Source organism: Klebsiella grimontii (genome assembly GCF_900200035.1).
Classification (GTDB): Bacteria; Pseudomonadota; Gammaproteobacteria; order Enterobacterales; family Enterobacteriaceae; genus Klebsiella; species Klebsiella grimontii.
Map to the genome: position 1 here is coordinate 25,340 of NZ_FZTC01000023.1, position 23,104 is coordinate 48,443.

19 protein-coding genes are annotated in these 23,104 nt (G+C 61.1%); 14 read left to right on the top strand and 5 right to left on the bottom strand.

The genetic code is table 11. From position 1 onward, the window contains the following. The first annotated feature begins 2 nt into the window (after positions 1–2). From KOSB73_RS23230 to KOSB73_RS23290, 13 genes are all read left to right on the top strand, one after another. Positions 3–485, top strand: a complete 483-nt coding sequence (locus KOSB73_RS23230; RefSeq protein ID WP_098141055.1) for a BMC domain-containing protein — start codon at positions 3–5, stop codon at positions 483–485. Beyond that, positions 485–1,117 (top strand): phosphate propanoyltransferase, encoded by a 633-nt coding sequence (locus tag KOSB73_RS23235; protein WP_049090121.1) that lies wholly within the window; start codon positions 485–487, stop codon positions 1,115–1,117. The genes KOSB73_RS23230 and KOSB73_RS23235 overlap by 1 nt, the downstream gene beginning before the upstream one ends. After that, positions 1,114–1,605 (top strand): microcompartment protein PduM, encoded by a 492-nt coding sequence (gene pduM / locus KOSB73_RS23240; protein ID WP_064410863.1) that lies wholly within the window; start codon positions 1,114–1,116, stop codon positions 1,603–1,605. Before KOSB73_RS23235 ends, pduM begins: the two co-directional genes overlap by 4 nt. 3 nt (positions 1,606–1,608) lie before the next feature. Then, entirely contained in the window at positions 1,609–1,884 is a 276-nt protein-coding gene (pduN, locus tag KOSB73_RS23245) for a propanediol utilization microcompartment protein PduN (RefSeq protein ID WP_004133641.1), read from the top strand. 9 nt (positions 1,885–1,893) lie between these two features. Beyond that, a complete protein-coding gene (gene pduO / locus KOSB73_RS23250; protein ID WP_064343162.1) occupies positions 1,894–2,904 on the top strand; it encodes a two-domain cob(I)yrinic acid a,c-diamide adenosyltransferase PduO in 1,011 nt (336 codons plus the stop codon). Next, positions 2,901–4,292 (top strand): CoA-acylating propionaldehyde dehydrogenase PduP, encoded by a 1,392-nt coding sequence (pduP, locus tag KOSB73_RS23255; RefSeq protein ID WP_004133639.1) that lies wholly within the window; start codon positions 2,901–2,903, stop codon positions 4,290–4,292. The genes pduO and pduP overlap by 4 nt, the downstream gene beginning before the upstream one ends. Before the next feature lie 11 nt (positions 4,293–4,303). Beyond that, positions 4,304–5,416, top strand: coding sequence for a 1-propanol dehydrogenase PduQ (pduQ, locus tag KOSB73_RS23260; protein ID WP_024358540.1), 1,113 nt, complete (start codon positions 4,304–4,306; stop codon positions 5,414–5,416). Continuing rightward, positions 5,413–6,768 carry a cobalamin reductase PduS gene (pduS, locus tag KOSB73_RS23265; protein WP_064343163.1) on the top strand — a complete coding sequence of 452 codons (1,356 nt, stop codon included), beginning with the start codon at positions 5,413–5,415 and terminating at the stop codon, positions 6,766–6,768. The genes pduQ and pduS overlap by 4 nt, the downstream gene beginning before the upstream one ends. A 2-nt stretch (positions 6,769–6,770) precedes the next feature. After that, positions 6,771–7,325 carry a propanediol utilization microcompartment protein PduT gene (pduT, locus tag KOSB73_RS23270; protein WP_004124543.1) on the top strand — a complete coding sequence of 185 codons (555 nt, stop codon included), beginning with the start codon at positions 6,771–6,773 and terminating at the stop codon, positions 7,323–7,325. Further along, entirely contained in the window at positions 7,325–7,675 is a 351-nt protein-coding gene (gene pduU / locus KOSB73_RS23275; RefSeq protein WP_000441103.1) for a propanediol utilization microcompartment protein PduU, read from the top strand. Before pduT ends, pduU begins: the two co-directional genes overlap by 1 nt. A gap of 4 nt (positions 7,676–7,679) precedes the next feature. Next, positions 7,680–8,132 carry a propanediol utilization protein PduV gene (gene pduV / locus KOSB73_RS23280; RefSeq protein WP_004133638.1) on the top strand — a complete coding sequence of 151 codons (453 nt, stop codon included), beginning with the start codon at positions 7,680–7,682 and terminating at the stop codon, positions 8,130–8,132. Further along, the gene (locus KOSB73_RS23285) at positions 8,117–9,331 is read left to right on the top strand and encodes an acetate/propionate family kinase (RefSeq protein WP_004133637.1); all 1,215 of its coding nucleotides are present in this window, start codon (positions 8,117–8,119) and stop codon (positions 9,329–9,331) included. Before pduV ends, KOSB73_RS23285 begins: the two co-directional genes overlap by 16 nt. A gap of 91 nt (positions 9,332–9,422) precedes the next feature. Beyond that, positions 9,423–10,289, top strand: a complete 867-nt coding sequence (locus KOSB73_RS23290) for a GHMP family kinase ATP-binding protein (protein WP_004133635.1) — start codon at positions 9,423–9,425, stop codon at positions 10,287–10,289. 520 nt (positions 10,290–10,809) lie between these two features. Here KOSB73_RS23290 and cobD read toward each other — a convergent pair. Both cobD and amiC read right to left on the bottom strand, forming a co-directional pair. Then, positions 10,810–11,889 carry a threonine-phosphate decarboxylase CobD gene (gene cobD / locus KOSB73_RS23295; protein WP_098141057.1) on the bottom strand — a complete coding sequence of 360 codons (1,080 nt, stop codon included), beginning with the start codon at positions 11,887–11,889 and terminating at the stop codon, positions 10,810–10,812. 17 nt (positions 11,890–11,906) lie between these two features. Then, positions 11,907–13,160 carry an N-acetylmuramoyl-L-alanine amidase AmiC gene (gene amiC, locus KOSB73_RS23300; protein ID WP_004124560.1) on the bottom strand — a complete coding sequence of 418 codons (1,254 nt, stop codon included), beginning with the start codon at positions 13,158–13,160 and terminating at the stop codon, positions 11,907–11,909. A 227-nt stretch (positions 13,161–13,387) separates the two neighbouring features. Here amiC and argA point away from each other — a divergent pair, with 227 nt between their 5' ends. Further along, the gene (gene argA / locus KOSB73_RS23305) at positions 13,388–14,719 is read left to right on the top strand and encodes an amino-acid N-acetyltransferase (RefSeq protein ID WP_004105227.1); all 1,332 of its coding nucleotides are present in this window, start codon (positions 13,388–13,390) and stop codon (positions 14,717–14,719) included. Positions 14,720–14,759: 40 nt separating this feature from the next. Here the strand turns inward: argA and recD are convergent, their stop codons facing one another. The 3 genes from recD to ptrA are packed head-to-tail and all read right to left on the bottom strand — an operon-like array spanning position 14,760 to position 23,019. Then, positions 14,760–16,595: an exodeoxyribonuclease V subunit alpha gene (recD, locus tag KOSB73_RS23310; protein ID WP_098141059.1), complete on the bottom strand. Its 1,836-nt coding sequence runs from the start codon at positions 16,593–16,595 to the stop codon at positions 14,760–14,762. Continuing rightward, a complete protein-coding gene (gene recB / locus KOSB73_RS23315) occupies positions 16,592–20,137 on the bottom strand; it encodes an exodeoxyribonuclease V subunit beta (protein WP_098141061.1) in 3,546 nt (1,181 codons plus the stop codon). Before recB ends, recD begins: the two co-directional genes overlap by 4 nt. After that, the gene (ptrA, locus tag KOSB73_RS23320; RefSeq protein WP_098141063.1) at positions 20,134–23,019 is read right to left on the bottom strand and encodes a pitrilysin; all 2,886 of its coding nucleotides are present in this window, start codon (positions 23,017–23,019) and stop codon (positions 20,134–20,136) included. The genes recB and ptrA overlap by 4 nt, the downstream gene beginning before the upstream one ends. Between the last annotated feature and the right edge of the window lie 85 nt (positions 23,020–23,104).

The following is a 23,104-nucleotide window of genomic DNA, read 5'->3' on the forward strand; positions in this document are numbered from 1 at the left end:
TGATGGCGAATAAGGAGCACCGCGTGAAGCAATCACTGGGATTACTTGAAGTTTGTGGTCTGGCACTGGCTATCAGCTGCGCCGATATCATGGCGAAATCCGCTTCTATCACGCTGGTCGCCCTCGAAAAGACCAATGGTTCAGGCTGGACGGTGATTAAAATTACCGGTGATGTGGCCTCCGTGCAGGCGGCTATCACCACCGGTGCGCAGTTTGCCGAACAGCGAAACGGCCTGGTGGCCCACAAAGTCATCGCCAGGCCAGGAGAAGGGATCCTGCGCGCGCAGACGCCCCCGCTCTCCGTCATGCAACCTGAGCCTGAAGAGTCAGAAACGGCGGATGTCGTTTCTGAAGCGCCAGCAGAAGAGCTCCCGCAGGAACAGGGGCTGGTTAGCTGCAACCTGTGTCTGGACCCGAAATGTCCGCGCCAGAAAGGCGAGCCGCGCTCGCTTTGCATTCATCCCGGCAAGCGAGGTGAGGCGTAATGGATAAACAGCTTCTGGAATCAACGGTCAGTAAAGTTCTCGACGAGATGCGCCTGCGGCCCATCCCGCTGGGGGTTTCAAATCGTCATATCCATCTGTCCGCGGCGGATTACGAACGCCTGTTCCCCGGCCATCCCATCAGCGAGAAAAAAGCGCTGCTGCAGCCGGGACAGTACGCCGCGGAGCAAACCGTCACTCTGGTGGGGCCGAAGGGGCAGCTGAAAAATGTACGCCTGCTCGGCCCACTGCGCTCGGTAAGCCAGGTGGAAATCTCGCGTACCGATGCCAGAACCCTGGGCGTTGCGGCGCCGCTGAGAATGTCCGGCAACCTGAAGGGCACGCCGGGCATCCGCCTGGTCAGCCCTTTTGGCGAGCTGGAGCTGACGTCAGGGGTTATCGTCGCACAACGGCATATTCATATGTCGCCGCTCGATGCGCTGATCCTGCGGGTCGCCCACGGCGACAGAGTGTCGGTGGCCATTGAAGGCGACGATCGCGGGCTGATCTTCAACAACGTGGCGGTTCGCGTTTCGCCGGACATGCGCCTCGAAATGCACATTGATACCGATGAGGCTAACGCCGCTGGAGCCGATAGCCCGCAGGCCTTTGCCCGGCTGGTAGGCCCGCGATGAACGGCGAACTTCTGCAGCGCATTGTGGAGACGATCGTCTCCCGACTGCAGCGGCGCGCCGAAAGCACGGCGACGTTGAGCGTGGCGCAGCTACGTGATGCCGACTGCCGGAGTCTGTTCTGCCAGCACGCGTCGCTGCGCGTTCTGCTCGTCGACCTGCCGCTGCTGAACCAGTTGGCGGAGGCGGACACCGACGATGCCGCCGCCAGCAACATTCACGACGCGCTGGCTTTCGGCATCCGCGTGCAGCTCACCCTGCACGGCCAGCTGCTGCCGGTTATCCCGGTTAAAAAACTGGCTCGCCTGCCGCTGACCTTTGCCGATGAACGCGGGCTGCCGCTGGTTCTGCACGCAGGTTCGGTGCTCAGCTATCGCGACGTCGCGCCGCTGGGTCAGGGGCATCTGGTTATTCAGCGCAAATGCCTCGTGACCGCCCTGGCGCGCGACGCGGCGCGCGCGCGGAATATTCAATTAATTAAGCAGGAGTAAATCATGCATCTGGCACGAGTCACGGGCGCGGTTGTCTCCACGCAAAAATCGCCTTCCCTGGTCGGGAAAAAGCTTCTGTTGGTGCGGCGGGTCAGCGCCGATGGCGAACTTCCCGCCTCGCCCACCTCCGGCGATGAAGTCGCCGTGGACTCCGTCGGCGCAGGCGTCGGCGAGCTGGTTCTGCTCAGCGGCGGCTCCAGCGCCAGGCACGTTTTTTCCGGGCCAAACGAGGCCATCGACCTCGCCGTTGTCGGCATTGTCGATACGCTTTCACGTTAAGGAGCGACTATGGCGATTTATACCCGAACGGGTGACGCTGGCACCACCTCACTCTTTACCGGCCAGCGGGTGAGCAAAACCCACCCGCGGGTTGAAGCCTACGGCACGCTGGACGAGCTGAACGCCGCGCTGAGCCTGTGCGCCTGCGCCGCCGCGGATGAAAACCACCGCGCCCTGCTCGAGGCCATCCAGCAGCAAATTTTCTGGTTTAGCGCCGAGCTGGCCAGCGACAGCGAACGGCCGTCGCCTAAACAGCGCTACATCAGCAGCGAAGAGATTTCCGCCCTGGAAGCCGCCATCGATCGGGCCATGGCCCGCGTTGAACCGCTGCACAGCTTTATTTTACCCGGCCGCTGCGAAGCCGCGAGCCGCCTGCATTTTGCCCGCACGCTGGCCCGCCGGGCCGAACGCCGCCTGGTGGAGCTGGCGGCGGAAGTCAACGTGCGCCAGGTGCTGATGCGCTACATCAATCGCTTATCAGACTGCCTGTACGCCCTGGCCCGCGCCGAAGATAGCGACGCGCACCAGAACAACCTTATCCGTGAAATAAGCCGGCGCTATCTGGCCGCCAGCCAGCCGAGCCGCAGCAAGGAGACGACGCCCGTGGCCCTCTCATTCCACGATCTACACCAGCTCACCCGCGCCGCCGTCGAGCGCGCGCAGCAGCTACAGGTGCCGGTGGTGATCAGCATCGTTGACGCCCACGGCACCGAAACCGTGACCTGGCGGATGCCGGACGCCCTGCTGGTCAGCAGCGAACTGGCGCCGAAAAAGGCCTGGACCGCGGTGGCGATGAAAACGGCGACCCATGAGCTGAACGATGTGGTTCAGCCGGGCGCCGCGCTTTATGGCCTCGAAACGCATTTGCAGGGAAAAGTGGTCACCTTTGGCGGCGGTTACGCCCTGTGGCGCGACGGCTTATTAATCGGGGGTCTTGGCATCAGCGGCGGCAGCGTTGAGCAGGACATGGACATAGCACGGACCGCCATCGCGGCCATTAACGTGGGAACTCATCAATGAATACTTCTGAACTCGAAACCCTTATTCGCACCATTCTTAGCGAACAGTTAACCCCGGCGCAAACGCCGGAGCAGCCGCAGGGCAAAGGGATATTTCAGTCCGTCAGCGAGGCTATCGACGCTGCGCACCAGGCGTTCTTACGTTATCAGCAGTGCCCGCTGAAAACCCGCAGCGCCATCATCAGCGCAATGCGCCAGGAGCTGACGCCGCTGCTGGCCGCGCTGGCGGAAGAGAGCGCCAATGAAACGGGCATGGGCAACAAAGAAGACAAATACCTGAAAAACAAGGCTGCGCTGGACAACACCCCCGGCGTGGAAGATCTCACCACCACCGCGCTGACCGGCGACGGCGGAATGGTGCTGTTTGAATATTCGCCGTTTGGCGTAATCGGGTCGGTCGCGCCGAGCACCAACCCAACGGAGACCATCATCAACAACAGCATCAGCATGCTGGCGGCGGGCAACAGCGTCTACTTCAGCCCGCATCCGGGGGCGAAAAAGGTCTCACTCAAGCTCATCAGCCTGATTGAAGAGATTGCCTTCCGCTGCTGCGGCATTCGCAACCTGGTGGTCACCGTGGCGGAACCGACGTTTGAAGCCACCCAGCAGATGATGGCCCATCCGCGCATTGCGGTCCTCGCTATTACCGGCGGCCCCGGCATTGTGGCAATGGGCATGAAGAGCGGTAAAAAAGTGATTGGCGCCGGCGCGGGCAACCCGCCCTGCATCGTCGATGAAACGGCGGATCTGGTCAAAGCGGCGGAGGATATCATCAACGGCGCCTCGTTCGATTACAACCTGCCCTGCATTGCCGAGAAGAGCCTGATTGTGGTGGAGAGCGTCGCCGAACGTCTGGTGCAACAAATGCAAGCCTTCGGCGCGCTGCTGCTGAGCCCGGCCGATACCGATAAACTCCGCGCCGCCTGCCTGCCTGAAGGCCTGGCCAATAAGAAGCTGGTCGGCAAAAGCCCGTCGGCGATGCTGGAAGCCGCCGGGATCGCCGTTCCGGCGAAAGCGCCGCGCCTGCTGATCGCTATCGTCAACGCTGACGATCCGTGGGTCACCAGCGAACAGCTGATGCCGATGCTGCCGGTGGTCAAAGTCAGCGATTTCGATAGCGCGCTGGCGCTGGCGCTGAAGGTTGAAGAAGGCCTGCACCATACCGCCATTATGCACTCGCAAAACGTCTCGCGCCTGAACCTCGCGGCCCGCACTCTGCAAACCTCGATATTCGTTAAGAACGGCCCCTCTTATGCCGGGATCGGCGTCGGTGGAGAAGGCTTTACCACCTTTACTATTGCCACGCCAACCGGAGAAGGAACAACCTCGGCGCGCACGTTTGCCCGTTCCCGTCGCTGCGTGCTGACCAACGGCTTTTCCATTCGCTAACCGAGGTGGCGATGAAGACTTTCTCACTACAAACGCGGTTGTACAGCGGTCAGGGTAGCCTGGCGGCGCTCAAGCGCTTTACCAACAAGCACATCTGGATTATCTGCGATGGCTTTCTTGCGCGCTCGCCGCTGCTGGAGACCCTGCGCAACGCGTTGCCCGCAGATAACCGCATTAGCGTCTTTAGCGAGATAACCCCGGACCCCACTATCCACACCGTGGTACAGGGCATTGCGCAAATGCAGGCCCTGCAACCGCAGGTGGTCATCGGCTTCGGCGGCGGATCGGCAATGGATGCGGCGAAAGCTATCGTCTGGTTCAGCCAGCAGAGCGGCATCAGCATCGAAACCTGCGTGGCGATACCGACCACCAGCGGTACCGGTTCAGAAGTGACCAGCGCCTGCGTGATTAGCGACCCGGATAAAGGCATCAAGTACCCGCTGTTCAACAACGCGCTGTACCCGGATATGGCGATCCTTGACCCGGAACTGGTGGTCAGCGTGCCGCCGCAGATTACGGCCAACACCGGCATGGACGTGTTAACTCACGCGCTGGAGGCGTGGGTCTCTCCGCACGCCAGCGACTTTACCGACGCGCTGGCGGAAAAAGCCGCCAAACTGGTGTTTCAGTATCTGCCCACGGCGGTGGAAAAAGGCGACTGCGTGGCGACGCGCGGGAAAATGCACAACGCCTCGACGCTCGCCGGCATGGCGTTCAGCCAGGCGGGGCTGGGGCTTAACCACGCCATCGCGCACCAGCTTGGCGGACAGTTTCATCTGCCGCACGGCCTGGCCAACGCGCTGCTGTTAACCACGGTTATCCGCTTTAACGCCGCTGTTCCCCGTGCTGGCAAACGCTACGCGCGGTTGGCCAAAGCCTGTGGATTTTGCCCGGCAGAGGCCAACGACGTCACGGCGATCAATGCCCTGATCCAGCAAATCGAACGACTCAAGCAACGCTGCGCGCTGCCTTCGCTGGCGGTGGCGCTGAAAGAAGGACGAACCGCGTTTTCCGCGCGTATTCCGGCCATGGTGCAGGCCGCGCTGGCTGACGTCACGCTACGCACCAATCCTCGCCCGGCCAGCGCCGAGGAGATTCGGGAACTGCTGGAGGAACTGCTATGAGTCGCGCCGTCAACGCTGTTGAAATGGCCCTGAGCGCCGATGACATCCGCGAGCGCGTTCGCGCGGCGGGCGTGGTCGGCGCGGGGGGCGCGGGATTTCCCGCCCACGTGAAGCTACAGGCGCAGGTAGAAATTTTCCTGGTCAACGCCGCCGAGTGCGAACCGATGCTCAAGGTCGACCAGCAGCTGATGTGGCAGCAGGCTTCGCGCCTTGTCCGCGGCGTGCAGTACGCAATGACGGCAACCGGCGCGCGCGAAGGGGTGATCGCCCTGAAAGAGAAGTACCGCCGGGCTATCGACGCCCTCACCCCGCTGCTGCCTGCCGGTATCCGCCTGCATATTCTGCCGGATGTCTATCCGGCGGGCGATGAGGTGCTGACTATCTGGATGGCGACCGGCCGCAGAGTCGCGCCCGCCGCGCTGCCGGCCAGCGTTGGCGTGGTGGTCAATAACGTACAAACGGTCCTTAACATTGCCCGCGCGGTCGAACAGCAGTTTCCGGTCACCCGCCGAACGCTGACCGTTAACGGCGCAGTCGCCAGGCCGCTGACCGTCACCGTTCCTATCGGCATGCCGCTGCGCGAAGTGCTGGCATTGGCGGGCGGCGCGACGGTCGACGACCCCGGTTTTATTAACGGCGGCCCGATGATGGGCGGGCTGATTACCTCTCTCGATAATCCGGTGACCAAAACCACCGGCGGCCTGCTGGTGCTGCCGAAAAGCCATCCGCTTATTCAGCGGCGGATGCAGGATGAGCGCACGGTACTTTCCGTCGCCCGCACCGTCTGCGAGCAGTGCCGACTGTGTACCGATCTCTGCCCGCGACATCTGATCGGCCACGAACTCTCTCCGCACCTGCTGGTGCGGGCGGTGAACTTTCACCAGGCCGCCACGCCGCAGTTGCTGCTGAGCGCCCTCACCTGCTCGGAATGCAACGTCTGCGAAAGCGTGGCCTGCCCGGTGGGGATCTCGCCGATGCGCATCAACCGGATGCTGAAACGCGAGCTGCGGGCGCAAAACCAGCGCTACGAAGGGCCGCTCTATCCGGCCGATGAGATGGCGAAGTATCGCCTGGTGCCGGTGAAGCGGCTGATCGCCAAACTGGGGCTAAGCCCCTGGTATCAGGAGGCGCCGCTGGTGGAAGACGAACCGGCGGTCGAAACCGTAACGTTGCCGCTGCGCCAGCATATCGGCGCCAGCGCGGTAGCCAACGTTGCAGTGGGAGAAAGCGTCACGCGCGGGCAATGCGTTGCCGATATCCCGGCAGGCGCGTTAGGCGCGCCGATTCACGCCAGCATCGACGGCGTGGTTGCGGCCATCAGCGAACAGGCCATCACGGTGGTAAGAGGTTAACCATGTCTCAGGCTATAGGAATTTTAGAACTCACCAGCATTGCCAAAGGAATGGAGCTCGGCGATGCGATGCTGAAAAGCGCCAACGTCAATCTGCTGGTCAGCAAGACTATCTGTCCGGGTAAGTTTTTGCTGATGCTCGGCGGGGATATCGGCGCTATCCAACAGGCCATTGAAACCGGCGCGTCGCAGGCCGGCGAAATGCTCGTCGACAGCCTGGTGCTGGCGAATATTCACCCCAGCGTACTGCCGGCCATCAGCGGCCTGAACAGCGTGGACAAGCGCCAGGCGGTCGGCATCGTTGAAACCTGGAGCGTTGCGGCCTGCATCAGCGCCGCCGATCGGGCGGTAAAAGGCTCAAACGTCACCCTGGTGCGGGTGCATATGGCCTTCGGCATCGGCGGTAAATGCTACATGGTGGTGGCGGGCGACGTTTCCGACGTCAATAACGCGGTTACGGTCGCCAGCGAAAGCGCGGGCGAAAAAGGGCTGCTGGTTTATCGTTCGGTGATCCCGCGCCCGCATGAAGCGATGTGGCGACAGATGGTGGAGGGATAATGGAAAGACAGCCGACAACGGATCGCATGATTCAGGAGTACGTGCCGGGGAAACAGGTCACCCTCGCGCACCTGATTGCCAACCCAGGGAAAGATCTCTTTAAGAAGCTCGGTCTGCAGGATGCGGTTTCCGCCATTGGCATCCTCACCATTACCCCCAGCGAGGCGTCGATTATCGCCTGCGATATCGCCACCAAATCCGGCGCGGTGGAGATCGGTTTTCTCGACCGTTTTACCGGCGCCGTGGTGCTGACCGGCGACGTTTCCGCCGTGGAATATGCCCTCAAGCAGGTGACGCGCACCCTGGGCGAGATGATGCAGTTTACTACCTGCTCAATAACCCGGACGTAGCGCGATGAAGCGTCTGATGTTTATCGGCCCGAGTCAGTGCGGCAAGACCTCGCTAACCCAGGGCCTGCGCGGCGAAGCGCTCCATTATAAGAAAACCCAGGCCATTGAATGGTCGCCGATGGCCATCGATACGCCGGGGGAATATCTGGAGAACCGCTGCCTGTATAGCGCCCTGCTGACCAGCGCCTGCGAGGCTGATGTTATCGCGCTGGTACTGAATGCCGACGCCCAGTGGTCGCCGTTTTCTCCGGGGTTTACCGCCCCGATGAATCGCCCGACGATTGGCCTGGTCACCAAAGCCGACCTCGCCGACCCTCAGCGGATATCGCTCATCGCGGAGTGGCTTACGCAGGCTGGCGCCGGGCAGATTTTTGTTACCAGCGCGTTGAACAATTCGGGTCTCGACGCGGTGCTGGATTTTCTGAATTCGAAGGAACCCTTATGTCTTACAAAATAATGGCCATTAACGCCGGCAGCTCATCGTTAAAATTCCAGCTGCTGGAGATGCCGCAGGGCGAGACGCTCTGCCAGGGATTGATTGAACGTATCGGCATGGCAAACGCTCAGGTGACCCTCAAAACGCCGGCGCAGAAATGGCAGGAGTCGGCGCCGATCGCCGATCATCGCGAAGCCGTCACGCTGCTGCTGGAAAAGCTCCTCGGCTACCGCATTATTGAGAGTTTGCAGGATATTGACGGCGTCGGCCACCGCGTGGCGCACGGCGGCGAGCGCTTTAAAGATTCGACGCCGGTAACCGATGAAAGCTTAGCGGAAATCGAGCGTCTGGCCGAACTGGCTCCGCTGCATAACCCGGTTAACGCCCTGGGAATCAAAGTCTTCCGCCAGCTGCTGCCCGATACGCCATCGGTAGCGGTGTTTGATACCGCTTTTCACCAGACGCTGGATGAGCGCGCGTTTATCTATCCGCTGCCGTGGCGCTACTACAGCGAGCTGGGCATTCGCCGCTACGGCTTCCACGGCACCAGCCATAAGTACGTCAGCGCGACGCTGGCGGAAAAGCTGGGCGTGCCGCTGAGCGCCCTGCGCGTGGTGTGCTGCCATCTCGGCAACGGCAGCAGCGTTTGCGCAATCAAAGGCGGGCGTTCGGTGAATACCTCAATGGGCTTTACGCCACAGTCCGGGGTGATGATGGGCACCCGCAGCGGCGATATCGATCCGTCGATTTTACCGTGGCTGGCGCTGCATGAGGGGCAAACGCCGGAGCAGCTGAATCAGCTGCTGAATAACGAATCCGGCCTGTTGGGGGTTTCCGGCGTCTCGCACGATTATCGCGATGTCGAACAGGCGGCGGACGGCGGTAATCGTCGGGCGGCGCTGGCGCTGGCGCTGTTTGCCGAGCGCATTCGCGCTACCATCGGCAGCTATATCATGCAGATGGGCGGAATTGATGCGCTAATTTTTACCGGCGGCATCGGCGAAAACTCGGCCCGCGCCAGGAGCGCCATCTGCCATAACCTGAATTTCCTCGGGCTGTCGGTCGATGAAGAGAAAAACCAGCACAACGCCACCTTTATCCAGGCCGAGCATGCGCTGGTCAAAGTGGCGGTCATTAATACTAATGAAGAGCTGATGATTGCCCGCGACGTGATGCGCCTCGCGCTGCCCGCGGCGGAAACCTTAACCGTTTCAGCCTGATTTCGCCGCCCGGCAAGTTGCGGTGAATCATGGTAATAGCGGGATCGGCATGACACTATGCGCCCTGGAAACCTGAGCAATAGGTGAATATGTGGCCGTAGCGCAATGCCCCGCCTCCTGTGGGGAACTCATCCAGGGCTGGATCCTCGGCAGCGAGAAGCTGGTCTCCTGCCCCGTTGACTGGTACAGCACCGTCGAGGTGGACTACGGTTCGCCTCGCGCAGATGAACGCCCGCTGTCGCGGGCGATGGTCGACCGGCTGCTGGGCTACTGGCGCTATCCGGCGGAGCTAGGCAAAGAGATTCGGATCGATATTTGCTCCACGATTCCGGTCGCCAAAGGGATGGCCAGCAGCACCGCGGATATCGCCGCGACGGCGGTGGCCACCGCGCATCATCTCGGCCATCCGCTGGATGAAACCACCCTCGCCCGGCTCTGCGTTTCCCTGGAGCCCACCGACAGCACCCTGTTCCGCCAGTTGACGCTATTCGATCACAATACCGCCGCCACGCAAATTACCTGCGGCTGCCAGCCTCAGCTCGATCTGCTGGTGCTGGAAAGCCCCGCCACGCTGCTGACCACCGATTACCACCGCCTTCCCCGTCTTGAAAAGCTGCACGCCCATTCCGCCGCGCTGCATCAGGCCTGGGAGAAAGTTCAGCAGGCCTGTCAGACCAATGACCCCCGACGGATGGGCGAGGCGGCGACGCTTAGCGCCATCGCCAGCCAGCATCTGCTGCCGAAGCCGGGGTTTGATACGCTGCGGGCGCTGGTGGAAGAGTGCGATTTATACGGCATTAACGTGGCGCACAGCGGCAGCGTGGTCGGCCTGATGCTCGACCGCCAGCGTCACGATATTGAGTATTTGCAGCGGCGGCTGCAGGAAACGAGGCTTAGCGAGCTCTGGCCCCGGCAGCATCTGCTGCGCATGGTGCAGGGCGGCGTCGAACTGCGCTAACTCTGCCGCAGCCATACCTCCCCGGAGGCGGCGCTGCGCGCCTGTCCGGGCTACCGGTCCGCAGAAGACGGTAAACCGTAGCCCGGCTAAGCGCAGCGCGAGCCGGGGAGAAGCCGTACCGATGCATTAATCCCGCCGCATTCCCCGGGTTGCGGCGCTGCGCGCCTTATCCGGGCTACCGCTCCGCAGTCGGCGGTAAACCGTAGCCCGGCTAAGCGCAGCGCGAGCCGGGAGAAGCCGTACCGATGCATTAGTCCCGACGCATTCCCCGGAGGCGATGCTTGCGCATCTGTCCGGGCTACCGGTCCGCAGACGGCTGTAAACCCGTAGCCCGGTTAAGCGCAGCGCGAGCCGGGGAGAAGCCGCACCGATGCATTAATCCCGGCGCGTTCCCCGGAGGCGATGCTTGCGCATCTGTCCGGGCTACCGGTCCGCAGACGACGGTGAACCCGTAGCCCGGTCAGCGCAGCGCTACCGGGAAGAACTGCAGACGAACAATGGCGGCAGACGCTCGGAACATCTACCCGTTAAAAACCCGCCTGAAAGCCGTCAGCAGCTGCGTATTCTCCTGCTGGCTGCGGATCGCGACGCGGAAGTAGCGCCCGTCAAGCCCCGGGTAGTTGGCGCAGCTGCGGATCAGGATGCGCTGTTGCAGCATTGCGTATTGCAGATCCAGATCCGGCACCTCGCAGCGCAGAAACAGATAATTTGCCTGCCCGGGATAGACCGTCAGACCGGGAACGTGGCGCAGCTGATGGTAAAAGCGCTGCCCCTCTTCCGCCAGCCACCGCCAGGTTTTCTTCTGATAGACGCTATCCTGGAGAATGATTTCCCCCGCCAGCGCGGCAAAGGCGTTGATTGACCACGGCATCTGGCGCTCGCGCATTCGCGCTACCGCCCGCGCATCGCCATTGACCAGATACCCAAGGCGCAGACCGGGAATAGCATAAAACTTAGTCAGCGAACGCAGCACCCACACGTGCGGATTGTGGCTCAGTAGCGGAATAAATCCTGTCTCATCGGGGATAAAATCGATAAACGCTTCATCGAGAATCAGGGCGATTCCCAGCGACTTACAGCGTTCAGCAATCAGTTTCAGCAGACGGCGCTCGGGCAGCAGACCGGTTGGGTTGTTCGGGGTGCAGAGAAACAAACAGTCCAGATCCGGCGTCAGAGCGTCGAGAATCGTTCCGGTGAGCTGCCAGCCATCCTCTTCACGCAGCAGAAACTCCCGCACCGTGCAGTCCACCGACTGCAGCGCCCGGCGGTATTCGGCAAAGCCGGGGGTGACGATCATCGCCTGGCGCGGCTTCAGGCCCTGAACCAGCGTAAAGATCGCTTCGGTTTCGCCGTTTCCGGCGAGGATCCACGAGGCGGGGATGTGATGGTGTTCCGCCAGCGCGAGGTGCAGCTGCTGATACTCAACGTCAGGATAGCGTTCGGCGCAGGCCATATTGTCGATGATGGCGCGCTTTAAGCTTTCCGGCATCCCCAGCGGATTGATATTGGCGCTAAAATCCAGCAGCTGTTCCGCACAGATGCCCAATAGCGCGGCGGCCTCGCGGATATTGCCGCCGTGGGCGCTCTTCAGTAGAGCCATGTACCTTTCCTGTTGCGTTACCCTCGCCTTGCCAGCGTCGCGCCGTCGGCGAAGTAGGCTTTAATCCCTGCCAGAATCGACTCTGCTACTTCCTGCTGGAATTTCGCCGTTTTCAATTTACGCTCTTCTTCGACATTACTGATAAACGCGGTTTCCACCAGAATCGATGGAATATCCGGCGCCTTCAGCACCGCGAAGCCCGCCTGCTCAACCCGATTCTTGTGCAGGTTATTAATGTTGCCCATCTTTTCCAGCACCGCCTTGCCGAACTTCAGGCTGTCGGCGATGGTCAGCGACTGCACCATGTCGAACATCGTGTGGTCGACGTAGCGGTCGCCGCTTTTGCTGACGCCGCCGATCAGATCCGAGGCGTTCTGGGTCTGCGCCAGATACTTAGCCGCGGTACTGGTGGCCCCTTTGGTTGACAGGGCAAACACCGACGATCCGCTGGGCTGACGGCTGGTAAAGGCATCGGCGTGAATAGAGACAAACAGGTCGGCGCGCTGCTTCTGCGCCTTGGCGACGCGGACCTTCAGCGGGATAAAAACGTCCTCGTTGCGGGTCATATAGACCTTCATATTACCCTCTTTCTCGATCAGCGCGCGCAGCCGTCGGGCAATCTGCAGCACCACGTCTTTCTCGCGGGTGCGGTATTTCCCCACCGCGCCGGAGTCTTCGCCGCCGTGGCCGGGATCGAGCATGATAACAATGGGCCGATCGCGCCCGGCTTTACCCGGTTTCGGCCCGCTCTCCGCCGGCGGAACCTGCCGCTGAAGATCGCCTTTGTTGTAATCTTCAAGCAGCGCCAGCAGCGGATCCTGTACGTCGGTGGCGTTAGCGGGATAGAGGTCCATAACCAGACGCTCTTTAAACCCGGCGACCGGAGCCAGCGCGAACAGCTGCGGTTTCACATTCTGTTTTAGCTCAAACACCATGCGCACGGTTTGCGGATCGAATTGCCCCACGCGGGCGGATTGAATATAGGGGTCGTCGCCGCGAATCTGCCCCCCCATGCCTTTAAGTACGGAGTTGAGATTAACCCCTTCCAGATCCACCACCAGCCGTTCAGGATTGCTGAGCGCAAACTGCCGATATTTCAGGATATGGTTGGACTCCACGGTCACGCGGGTGTAGGTCGACGATGGCCAGACGCGTACGGCAACCACCTGCGCCGCGGCAGCCAGGCCAACCGGGCTCACACTCATTAACCACATGGCGCCCGCCCCTTGTAAAAAACGGCGGCGGCTTAATCCTGACTTGTATCCCGACATGCCACTCCCAAGCAGTAAGAAATCATTCGTATTGAAAACAAACAGATTGACCGGAAACTTTAACGAAAGGCGTATAACCTGTCATCAATAAAAGGGTAAACAATCTTTGACACCCTGATTTGGCTCACACCTTTTTCCTGGCTCCGCCCAAAATTGGGGCTTGCGTTTGCCGGTAAAACAGAATAAAAATACAGTAATTACGAATAATCATGCATTGAGGTTGTGTCATGGTGAAGGAACGTCGCACCGAACTGGTAGAGGGATTCCGCCATTCTGTCCCCTATATTAACGCCCATCGGGGTAAAACGTTTGTCATCATGCTGGGCGGAGAAGCCATTGAGCATGATAATTTCTCTAGTATTGTCAACGACATTGGTCTTCTTCACAGTCTGGGCATTCGCCTGGTGGTGGTCTATGGCGCTCGTCCGCAGATTGACGCCAACCTGGCGGAGCATCGCCATGAGCCGGTTTATCACAAACAAACCCGAGTGACTGACGCCAAAACGCTTGAGCTGGTTAAGCAGGCGGCGGGTATGCTGCAGCTGGAAATTACCGCGCGCCTGTCGATGAGCCTCAACAATACGCCGCTGCAGGGCGCCCACATCAACGTGGTCAGCGGCAATTTCATTATCGCGCAGCCGTTAGGCGTGGATGACGGCGTGGATTACTGCCACAGCGGGCGCATTCGCCGCATTGATGAAGAAGCTATTCACCGCCAGTTGGATAACGGCGCGATCGTGCTGATGGGCCCGGTTGCGGTGTCGGTCACCGGCGAAAGCTTTAACCTGACCTCCGAAGAGATTGCCACCCAGCTGGCGATTAAGCTGAAAGCCGAAAAAATGATTGGCTTCTGTTCATCGCAGGGCGTTTACAACCAGGATGGCGAGATCGTCCCCGAGCTGTTCCCCAACGAAGCCCAGGCGCGGGTTGAAGAGATGGAAGCGGACGAAGACTACAGCTCCGGCACCGTGCGCTTCCTGCGCGGCGCGGTAAAAGCCTGCCGCAGCGGCGTGCGTCGCTGCCACCTGATCAGCTACCAGGAAAACGGCACCCTGCTGCAGGAGTTATTCTCACGCGACGGTATCGGCACCCAGATAGTGATGGAGAGCGCCGAGCAGATCCGCCGCGCCACCATTAACGATATCGGCGGCATCCTCGAGCTGATTAGCCCGCTGGAACAGCAGGGCATTCTGGTGCGGCGCTCGCGCGAGCAGCTGGAGATGGAAATCGATAAATTCACCATTATTCAGCGCGACAACACCACTATCGCCTGCGCCGCGCTCTATCCTTTCCCGGAAGAGAAGATCGGCGAAATGGCCTGCGTGGCGGTGCATCCGGATTACCGCAGCTCATCGCGCGGCGAAGTGCTGCTCGAGCGTATTGCCGCGCAGGCGAAGCAAATGGGCCTCAGCAAGCTGTTTGTGCTCACGACCCGCAGCATTCACTGGTTCCAGGAGCGCGGATTTACGCCGGTCGACGTCGACCTGCTGCCGGAAAGCAAAAAAGAGATGTACAACTATCAGCGCCGCTCCAAGGTGCTGATGGCCGACCTGGCCTGATTCTCTCCCCCGGAAAGCGCACGGCTGACCGGGGATAACATCACCGGGCGGAAAAGATATCCGCCAGGCCGCTGCGCCGTTCGGTACGTGCGACAACTGCCTGGGTCAGCACCTGCTCATCGGCATAGATCGACAGCTGCCGTTTGGCACGCGTAATAGCGGTATAAACCAGCTCGCGGGTCACCAGCGGCACGCTGCGCGATGGCAGAATCAGCGCCGCGTGATCGAACTCCGACCCCTGCGATTTATGCACCGTCATCGCCCAGGCGGTATCGTGCTCCGGCAGACGGCTTGGCTGTACCGACTTGATGCTGCCATCGGGCATCGGGAACCACACCCGCAGGCCATCGTCTCTTTCCAGCGCGATACCGATATCGCCGTTAAACAGCCCCAGCGCGCTGTCGTTGCGGGAAATCATCACCGGACGGCCTTCATACCAGCGCGAATGGCGCGGCAGAGCAATCGCCCGCTTGCGGTTCAGCATCTGCTCCAGCTGTTCGTTCAAGCCGCTGACGCCATAAGGGCCATCGCGCAGCGCGCACAGTAGCTGAAACTCGCTAAAGGCGGCAATCAGCTCTGCGGGCTCGGCCCGTTCACGCAGCAGCTGCAGAAAACGGCCGTAGCCCGCCTGCGCCTGAACGAGCATCGCTTCATACTCCTCGGTGGAGCTCAGCGGATGCAGGGCGATATCGTCGAACGACTGACGCAGCGTCTCCCTGACCGCGCGGCGTTCACCGCTGTTCACCGCCCAGGCCAGATGGCCGATACCGGAGTGGCGGCCAAAACGGTAGCTTTTTTGCAGCAGGCACAGGCTGTCGCGCAGGGCGCCGGCAATCTCGCTTTCGCCTGCCGGCACCGGCTGACCGGTCAAGCGGCCAAGCTGCGCCGCCCGCGCCGGGGTGAACCCTGCATTAACCCACGCGCAAATATCTCCCAGCACCGCGCCGGCCTCTACCGAAGCCAGCTGATCGCGGTCGCCAAGGAAAATCACCCGCCCGTGTTCAGGCAGCGCGTCGATCAGACGCGACATCATCGGCAGGTCAATCATTGAGGCTTCATCCACCACCAGCACGTCAAGATGCAGCGGGTTCCCGGCATGATAGCGCATCCGCTGGCTCCCCGGCTGCGCGCCCAACAGGCGATGGAGGGTACTGGCTTCGGTCGGCACCAGCGCCTTTTGTTCGTCGGTAAGAGGGAGGCGGCGCAGCGCCGCGCCGAGGGATTCGGTCAGGCGCGCGGCGGCTTTACCGGTCGGCGCCGCCAGACGAATACGGCAGCGCGGGCTGGCGTTGGTTTGAATCAGCGCCGCCAGCAGTTTGGCGACGGTGGTGGTTTTACCGGTCCCGGGGCCGCCGGAGATCACCGAAATCCGTCGGGTCAGGGCAACCGCGGCAGCGACCTTTTGCCAGTCGATTTCATCCCCTGGCGGAAACAGCGCGTCGAGCGTCGAGGCCAGCCGGGCTTCATCTACCTCCAGCACCTGATTGGCTTCGTTAAAGAAGCGCGCGACGGTTAATTCGTTGCGCCACATGCGGTTGAGATAGAGCCGCTCGCCGCAGAGGATCATCGGCGTCGGCCGCTCACCGCGGCTCACCGCTTCCGAATCGAGCAGCAGCGGCAACCAGCTCTCCGCAGCGCCGGTTAGTTCAAGGATTTGCTCGCTCAGAGCCGTTGTCTTTGCGCTCAGGAGCTCATCGTCGGCAAGACGTGAAATCGGCAGGCAGACGTGCCCCTCTCCGGCATCGCGGCTGAGAATGGCGGCGGTCAGCTTCACCGCCGGGTGCGCCTCCTGCGCCACCATGAGCGCAAACTGAACGTCCAGCGGGCGCAGCAGGCGCTGCTCAACCGCCTGCAGCAACAGTTCATCCATGGTCATAGCACAACCTCCTGGGTTTCCCCGGCAAACAGCGCATCGAGGCCGTTAATCAGCGGCAGCGCCGGTCGGGTGGTGAAGATCCCCTGCCCGCCGTCCTGCCCGTCCATGCCGCGCAAAAAGAGATAAATAACGCCGCCGAAATGGCGTTCGTAATCATAATCGGCAATACGGTGGCGTAAATAGCGGTGCAGCGCCAGGCTATAGAGCTGATACTGCAAATCGTAACGATGCGAACACATTGCCTGCCTCATCGCTTCCTGGGTATAGGCCTCGCGGTTTTCCCCAAGCCAGTTGGATTTGTAATCCAGCAGGTAGTAGCGGCCGTTGTGGCGAAACACCAGGTCGATAAAGCCTTTCAGCATACCGCGCACCTGGCGAAAATCGAGCGTGGGGGTATCGACGGAGAGCGGATCGTACTGCCGAATCAGCGCATCCAGACGCAGGGGATCCAGCGGCTGTTCGATGGGCAGATAAAACGCCATCTCCACCTGTTTATCGCGCGCGCTAAGCTGATTGAGGGCGATCTCCGCGCCAGGCAGAGGGGTTCGCAGCACGCCGTCGAGCCATGCGGTCAACACCGGCGTCCACTTTTCCTCGAAGCCGCTCAACTGGAGTTTTTCCGCCATCCAGTCGGCGGGAACCGGCTGGGTAAAATCGAGATCTTCGAACAAACTGTGCAGAAACGTCCCCGGCGACGCACCGCGCGGGAACTGGTGCGGCGTAAGCTGCGGCTCCTCCACGACCTCACCGACGCCGGCGGCATCGACGTCCAGTCGCGGCAGAAGATCCTGCGCCGCGCTGTGTCCATTCTGCTGCAGGCCGGAGTAACTGGTGACCCGCCAGTCATCGGTCACCGACCGCTCGAGCATACGGGCTGAAAGCGGCGGCAGCGCCGCCTGCGGAGCCTGCCACGGCGTCTGCGCCGCCATATCCGGCAGCTGCAGTGCAATGTCCCCGCTGCAGAACGCCTGCAGGCGCGCCATCAGCCCCGCGGCATCCATCGCTTCCCCATCCTGCAGCAGGCGGCCCAGCGCGCTGTGATGAAAATCGCTGGCGCCGGGTTTGTCGCTGCGTCGGGTGCTGAGCGGCGCCACGCCAAGGCTACAGTGCCAGACCGCGCGGGTCAGCGCGACGTAAAGCAGACGTAGGTCTTCGGCCAGACGCTCGGCCTCCGCCAGCGCCATGCTGCCCTCATCCTGGCCCAGGTCAAGAACGGCGGCAAAGGAGCTTCTGTCGTGATAAAACGCCTGATCCTGCTTACGGAACCGCGCGATAAACGGCAGCCAGACCAGCGGATACTCCAGCCCTTTCGATTTATGGATGGTGACGATCTGCACCAGATGCTTGTCGCTTTCCAGCCGCATCTGCTGGCTGGAGGCGTTGCTGTCCGGTTCGGCGATATGCTGCGCCAGCCAGCGCACCAGCGCATGTTCGCTCTCCAGCTGGTTCGCCGCCTCCTGCAGGAGCTCGCTGATATGCAGAATATCGGTCAGGCGTCGCTCGCCGCCGTTGGTTGCCAGCAGATTTTCAGCGATGCGCCGCGCGCTCATCAGCGCGCGCAGCATCGGCATGACGCCCCGCTGCCGCCAGAGTTGCCGGTATCGGCTAAACTCCTCAACCAGCTCATCCCACGCCCGTTCGTCGTGATTGAGATTTTCGATATCCAGCGCGTTAAGGCCAAACATCGACGTCGCCAGCGCGCTGCGCAGCGTATTTTCGCGCTCGGGAGCCAGCACCGCCTGTAGCAGCCACAGCAGCTCCTGCGCCTCCGGCGTTTCAAACACGCTATCGCGATTGGAGAGGTACACGGAAGGAATCGACAGCAGCTGGAGGGCATCGCGGATTAAAGACGCTTCCTGGCGATTACGCACCAGCACCGTGATGTCTGAAGCCCGCACCGGCTCGGCTTTTTCACCGCGCCACAGCAGCGCCTTGCCCTGCTGGCCGGCGCTGAGCCAGTCGCGGATTTGCGCCGCGCAGAGCTGAGCCATAAACGTCTGGTAATCCCCCGCGCCCACGGCCTCGCCCGACATCAGCCAGATATTCATCGCCGGTATCGCAGCATCATCGACGGTAAAGCGCAGCCCCTGGTTTTTATCGGCCGACTTCACCGGCATAAACGGGATTTCGCGGAACATAAAGGGGTTATCGCTGAGACTAAACAGGCGATTGACGCTGTCAACCATCCCCGGCGCGGATCGCCAGTTGGTGTCGAGCGTATAATGGGCGGTGACGTCCCCGCGCGCCTTCATATAGGTGAAAATATCCGCGCCGCGGAAGGCATAGATAGCCTGTTTGGGGTCGCCAATCAGCAGCAGCGCGGTGTCCGCCTGACGCCGCCAGATGCGGCGAAAGATGCGGTACTGCTGCGGGTCGGTATCCTGAAATTCGTCGATCATCGCCACCGGAAAGCGCTGGCGAATCGCGCTGGCCAGCGCTTCGCCGCTCTCCCCGCGCAGAGCGTCATCCAGGCGGCTGAGCATATCGTCAAAGCCCAGCTCGCCGCGGCGGCGCTTCTCCCGCGCGACCGCTTCGCGGATTTCAACCATCGCCCTGGCGATCACCAGATCGGTCAAGGTTAACGGTGACGCCAGCAGCGCTTCTACCGCGCTGAACAGCGGGTGTACCGGCGGCGCGCCGTCGGCTTTGGTGCGCTCAAGCAAGAAGGCCTGGGAGAACTTTTCCAGCGCATCCGGAAGCTGGTAGCTCAGGGTCTCTTCCTCGGCCCAGGCGGTCACTTTCTCCAGCCATTTCCCCTGATTGCCGCGATTGAATTTGCGCCGGTCGAGGCCCGAGTTTTCCAGCACTGCCTCAACCTCGCCCACCTGCGCCAGCCACTGCTGCTTCAGCGCGTTGATACGCTCGATAATTTGCTGATGGCGTTCGGCCAGCGTTTCATCAGCCGACGGCGGAGATTTAAGCTGCGGCGCCTCCCCCTGCAGCCAGCGGTCGATGGATTTCAGCAGGTCGCGCGGCCCTTTCCACGCTTCGTGGATAACCGCCGCGATTTCGCGCGGCAGCGGGTAGCAGTGGCGACGCCAGAAGTCGGCGCAGGCCTGATAGCGCAGGCGGGATTCGTCTTCAATCAGCTGCTGTTCGAACAGCATGCCGGACTCAAAGGCATTGAGGCTCAGCATTCGCTGGCAGAAGCCGTGAATGGTAAACACCGCCGCTTCGTCCATCTGGCGTTCGGCCAGCAGCAGCGTTTGCGCGGCCTGGGTTTTATCGGCAATTTCCGCCAGCAGCCCGGCGTAAAGCGGGTCGTCGGCGCTGTCGCGCAGGCAGGCGATACGCAGCTCATGGATGTTACTGCGAATACGCCCGCGCAGCTCTTCGGTCGCCGCTTCGGTAAAGGTCACCACCAGCAGCTCTTCCACGCTGACCTGCCGGGGAAAGGCGGATTCACCGCCCAGCCCCAGCAGCAGCCGCAGATAGAGCGCGGCGATGGTAAAGGTTTTTCCGGTGCCCGCAGAGGCTTCTATCAAACGCTCGCCCGTCAGGGGCAAGCGCAGGGGGTCAAGAGACTCAGCGGTGTCGGTCATTCATTCTCTCGCATCAGGGGTAAGGATTTCTGCAATGCGCTGACGTTCTCCCAGACTTTGCCATCCTGAGGATGCGCGTACTCCGCCTTGCCATTCTGGCTACCGGAAACCTGGGAGAGAATTGCCATGCCCTGCGGATCCACCACCGTCTGATGGAAGAAGTCGGCAAGCTTTTGCGGCGTCAGCAGTTTAATCTGAGCCACTACTTTATCACGTGAATCGAAGCGCATATTACCGCGATCGAAATCTTTGCTCAGCTTCGATGCTTCATCGCCGAGAGTCTGCGGCGCCTCCAGCATCTGGCCAATCACCGCCTGCTGAATCTGCGCAAACTCTTCCGGCTTCATCGCCCGCAGTTTGGCTTCCGCCGTGGGGAAGAAGGCCTGGAAACGCTGCCAGAGGTAAGCCGGCTGCTTATCGTTGCTTTGCAGCAGGAAGCCCATCCCCCACTGGCGGCCAACGTTCATCGAGAAGGCGAAGACCGCGTAGCCCAGCTGTTCTTCCGTACGCAGCTGGTTATAGAACCACGGCTGGACGATTTGCCCGAGAAGCGAGCTGGCGGCGGAGCTGGCGTATTCGTCAACGTTCGGCGGCGCGAAGACGGCGGCCAGCGCGGAATCGGTGCTGTTACCCGCTTTTTCAAAAATCGCCAGCTGTTTGCGGTCGACCAGCACATCTTTGTTGCGGCACCACTCGTTGCCGTCGGCGCCCAGCTGTTTTTGGATCTGCCGCGCCATGGCGGTGGATTGATCGGCGGTGAGATTACCGATGACCATCAGCTCCGGTCGCCCTTTCGCTTTGAGATTAGCGCGGTACTCCAGCACCTCTTTCAGGGCGATCGACGGCAGCAGCGCCCGCCGCTCTTCACGCTGGAAGTACGGCACCTGCGAAACCATCTGAATCGGCATGATCGCCTGATCGTAGGCTTTGCCTTTATCCGCCGAATCCATCATCTGGGCGTACCAGGATTTGGCCTGCTCCAGCTGTTCTTCGGTTGGCGTATAGCTGAAGTAGCCGTCGAGCAGGGCGTTAAACAGCTCCGGCAGATGCTGGGTATAGCCGTTGGCGTTAACCATCAGGCCGTTATTCGCGCCGGTAGAGAAGCCGATGCCGCCGACCGCCGCCTGGTTGCTGAGCTGGTCGAGCGCGATACCCGCCAGGTAATCATTGAGCGCAAATATCACCTGGCGGCGGGCGCTGTCCATCGCCTGCGGGTTGCGCAGCACCAGCGAGATATCCGCTTTCGGTTCGCTGGCGAAATACTGGCTCGGCGCGTAAATCACCCGCAGCGTCGGTTCATCAACGATCAGCTGCGGATGCGGGTAAGCCTTGTCGCTTTTGATTAAGCTGAAATCATCCGGAATATAGGGGTTCAGCACCGGCAGCTTGAGGTCGATGGCGCTGGACTTCTGCTGCCAGTCGGCAAAGGTCTGCTCGCTGATTTTATCCACCTGATAGGGCGCATTGACAAAGTAGGCGGTCTTGTTATGCGGCTCTTTCGGGCTGATGTACCAGATGCGGGCGTTTTGCGGCGTCATCATCGCCAGGCGGTCTTTTATCGCCTGCGGATCGTAGCGATCGGCAATGTTGACCACGTCCAGGGTATGTTCGACCGGCACGCGGATCATGGTGTCCGCCAGCCATTCGACGTAATCCATATTGCGGTTGATGGACGGGTAGCGGAAGTCGAGCGCCAGCACGTGGGCCAGTTCATCAAAATAGCGTTTATCAATCCCCTGGCTGCGCAGCAGATTGAGGTAGCTGAAGATGGCCGCGGTAACTTCATCGCGGTGCGCCAGCCCTTTGTCCGTCAGGGTCGCGGATATAGCCAGCACCCCGCTGTTGCCGTTGACCACCGGGTCGGAGTCCGCGCGAATGCCTTCAACCAGCCCCTGCTTTTGCAGCCAGTCGGAGAGCGTGCCGGGGCTGCGGTTACCGATCATGTAGGTCACCAGCTCATCGGTTTTGCTGCGGAACTTGTCGCTATTGTTATCAATGCGGAATTCCACGCGCAGCACTTTGCGCGGCATCGCCGGGACGTAGTGAATGATGATGCCCTTTTGCGCATCGGTCACCACCGGAACGGTAATCTCCGGTTTGCTGATATCGTGGTTCGGTACGCGACCGTAGGTGGCCGCCGCGATGCTCGCCAGCTCCGGCAAAGGCTTGTTGCTGTAGATCACCGCTTTCATCAGGTTGGCGGAATACCAGCTATCGCGGAAAGCGTGCAGGGCATCAAGCACCGGTTTGCCGGGCTTGTCGCTCAGCGTTTCAAGGTTACCGCCGGAAAACTGCGAGCCGGGGTGCGCCGGGTTGATGGTTTCCGCGCTAACCTGCGCCATCCGCATCCCGTCCCGGGTACGCGCCATCGTGAGCTCGGCATTGACCGCATTACGCTCGCGGTCGGCATATTTTTTATCCAGCAGCGGCGCGGCGATGGCGTCGGCCAGGCGATCGACCGCGCCGTCGAGGGCATCGTTTTCCACTTCAAGATAGAAGGCGGTGCGATACGGCGCGGTGCTGGCGTTGTGGCTGCCGCCGTGCATTTTGAGAAACTCGGCGAGGCTGTCAGGCTGGGGATACTTTTTCGACCCCATCAGCGTCATATGCTCCAGGAAGTGGGCCAGCCCCTGATGCTCGGCGGGATCCTGCAGCGATCCCACGGGAACGACCAGCGCCGACAGCGATTTTACCGCCTGGGGATCGGAAACCAACAAAACCACCATGCCGTTATCGAGGCGAATCGCCTGATATTGACGGGTATCTTTGTCGCTTTTACGGATGGTTTCCTGGATCGGTTGCCATCCGGTGTCTGCCTGACTTAACGGCGCCCAGAGGGCGGCCAGTAAAACAATAACCTTGAACCATAAACTGCGGGGCATTCACGGACCTCATCATTAACAAACCTGGCGCTGCACAATAGGCAGCCTTTATAAAACATCAGTCCGTGATTCGTTGCGCATCATA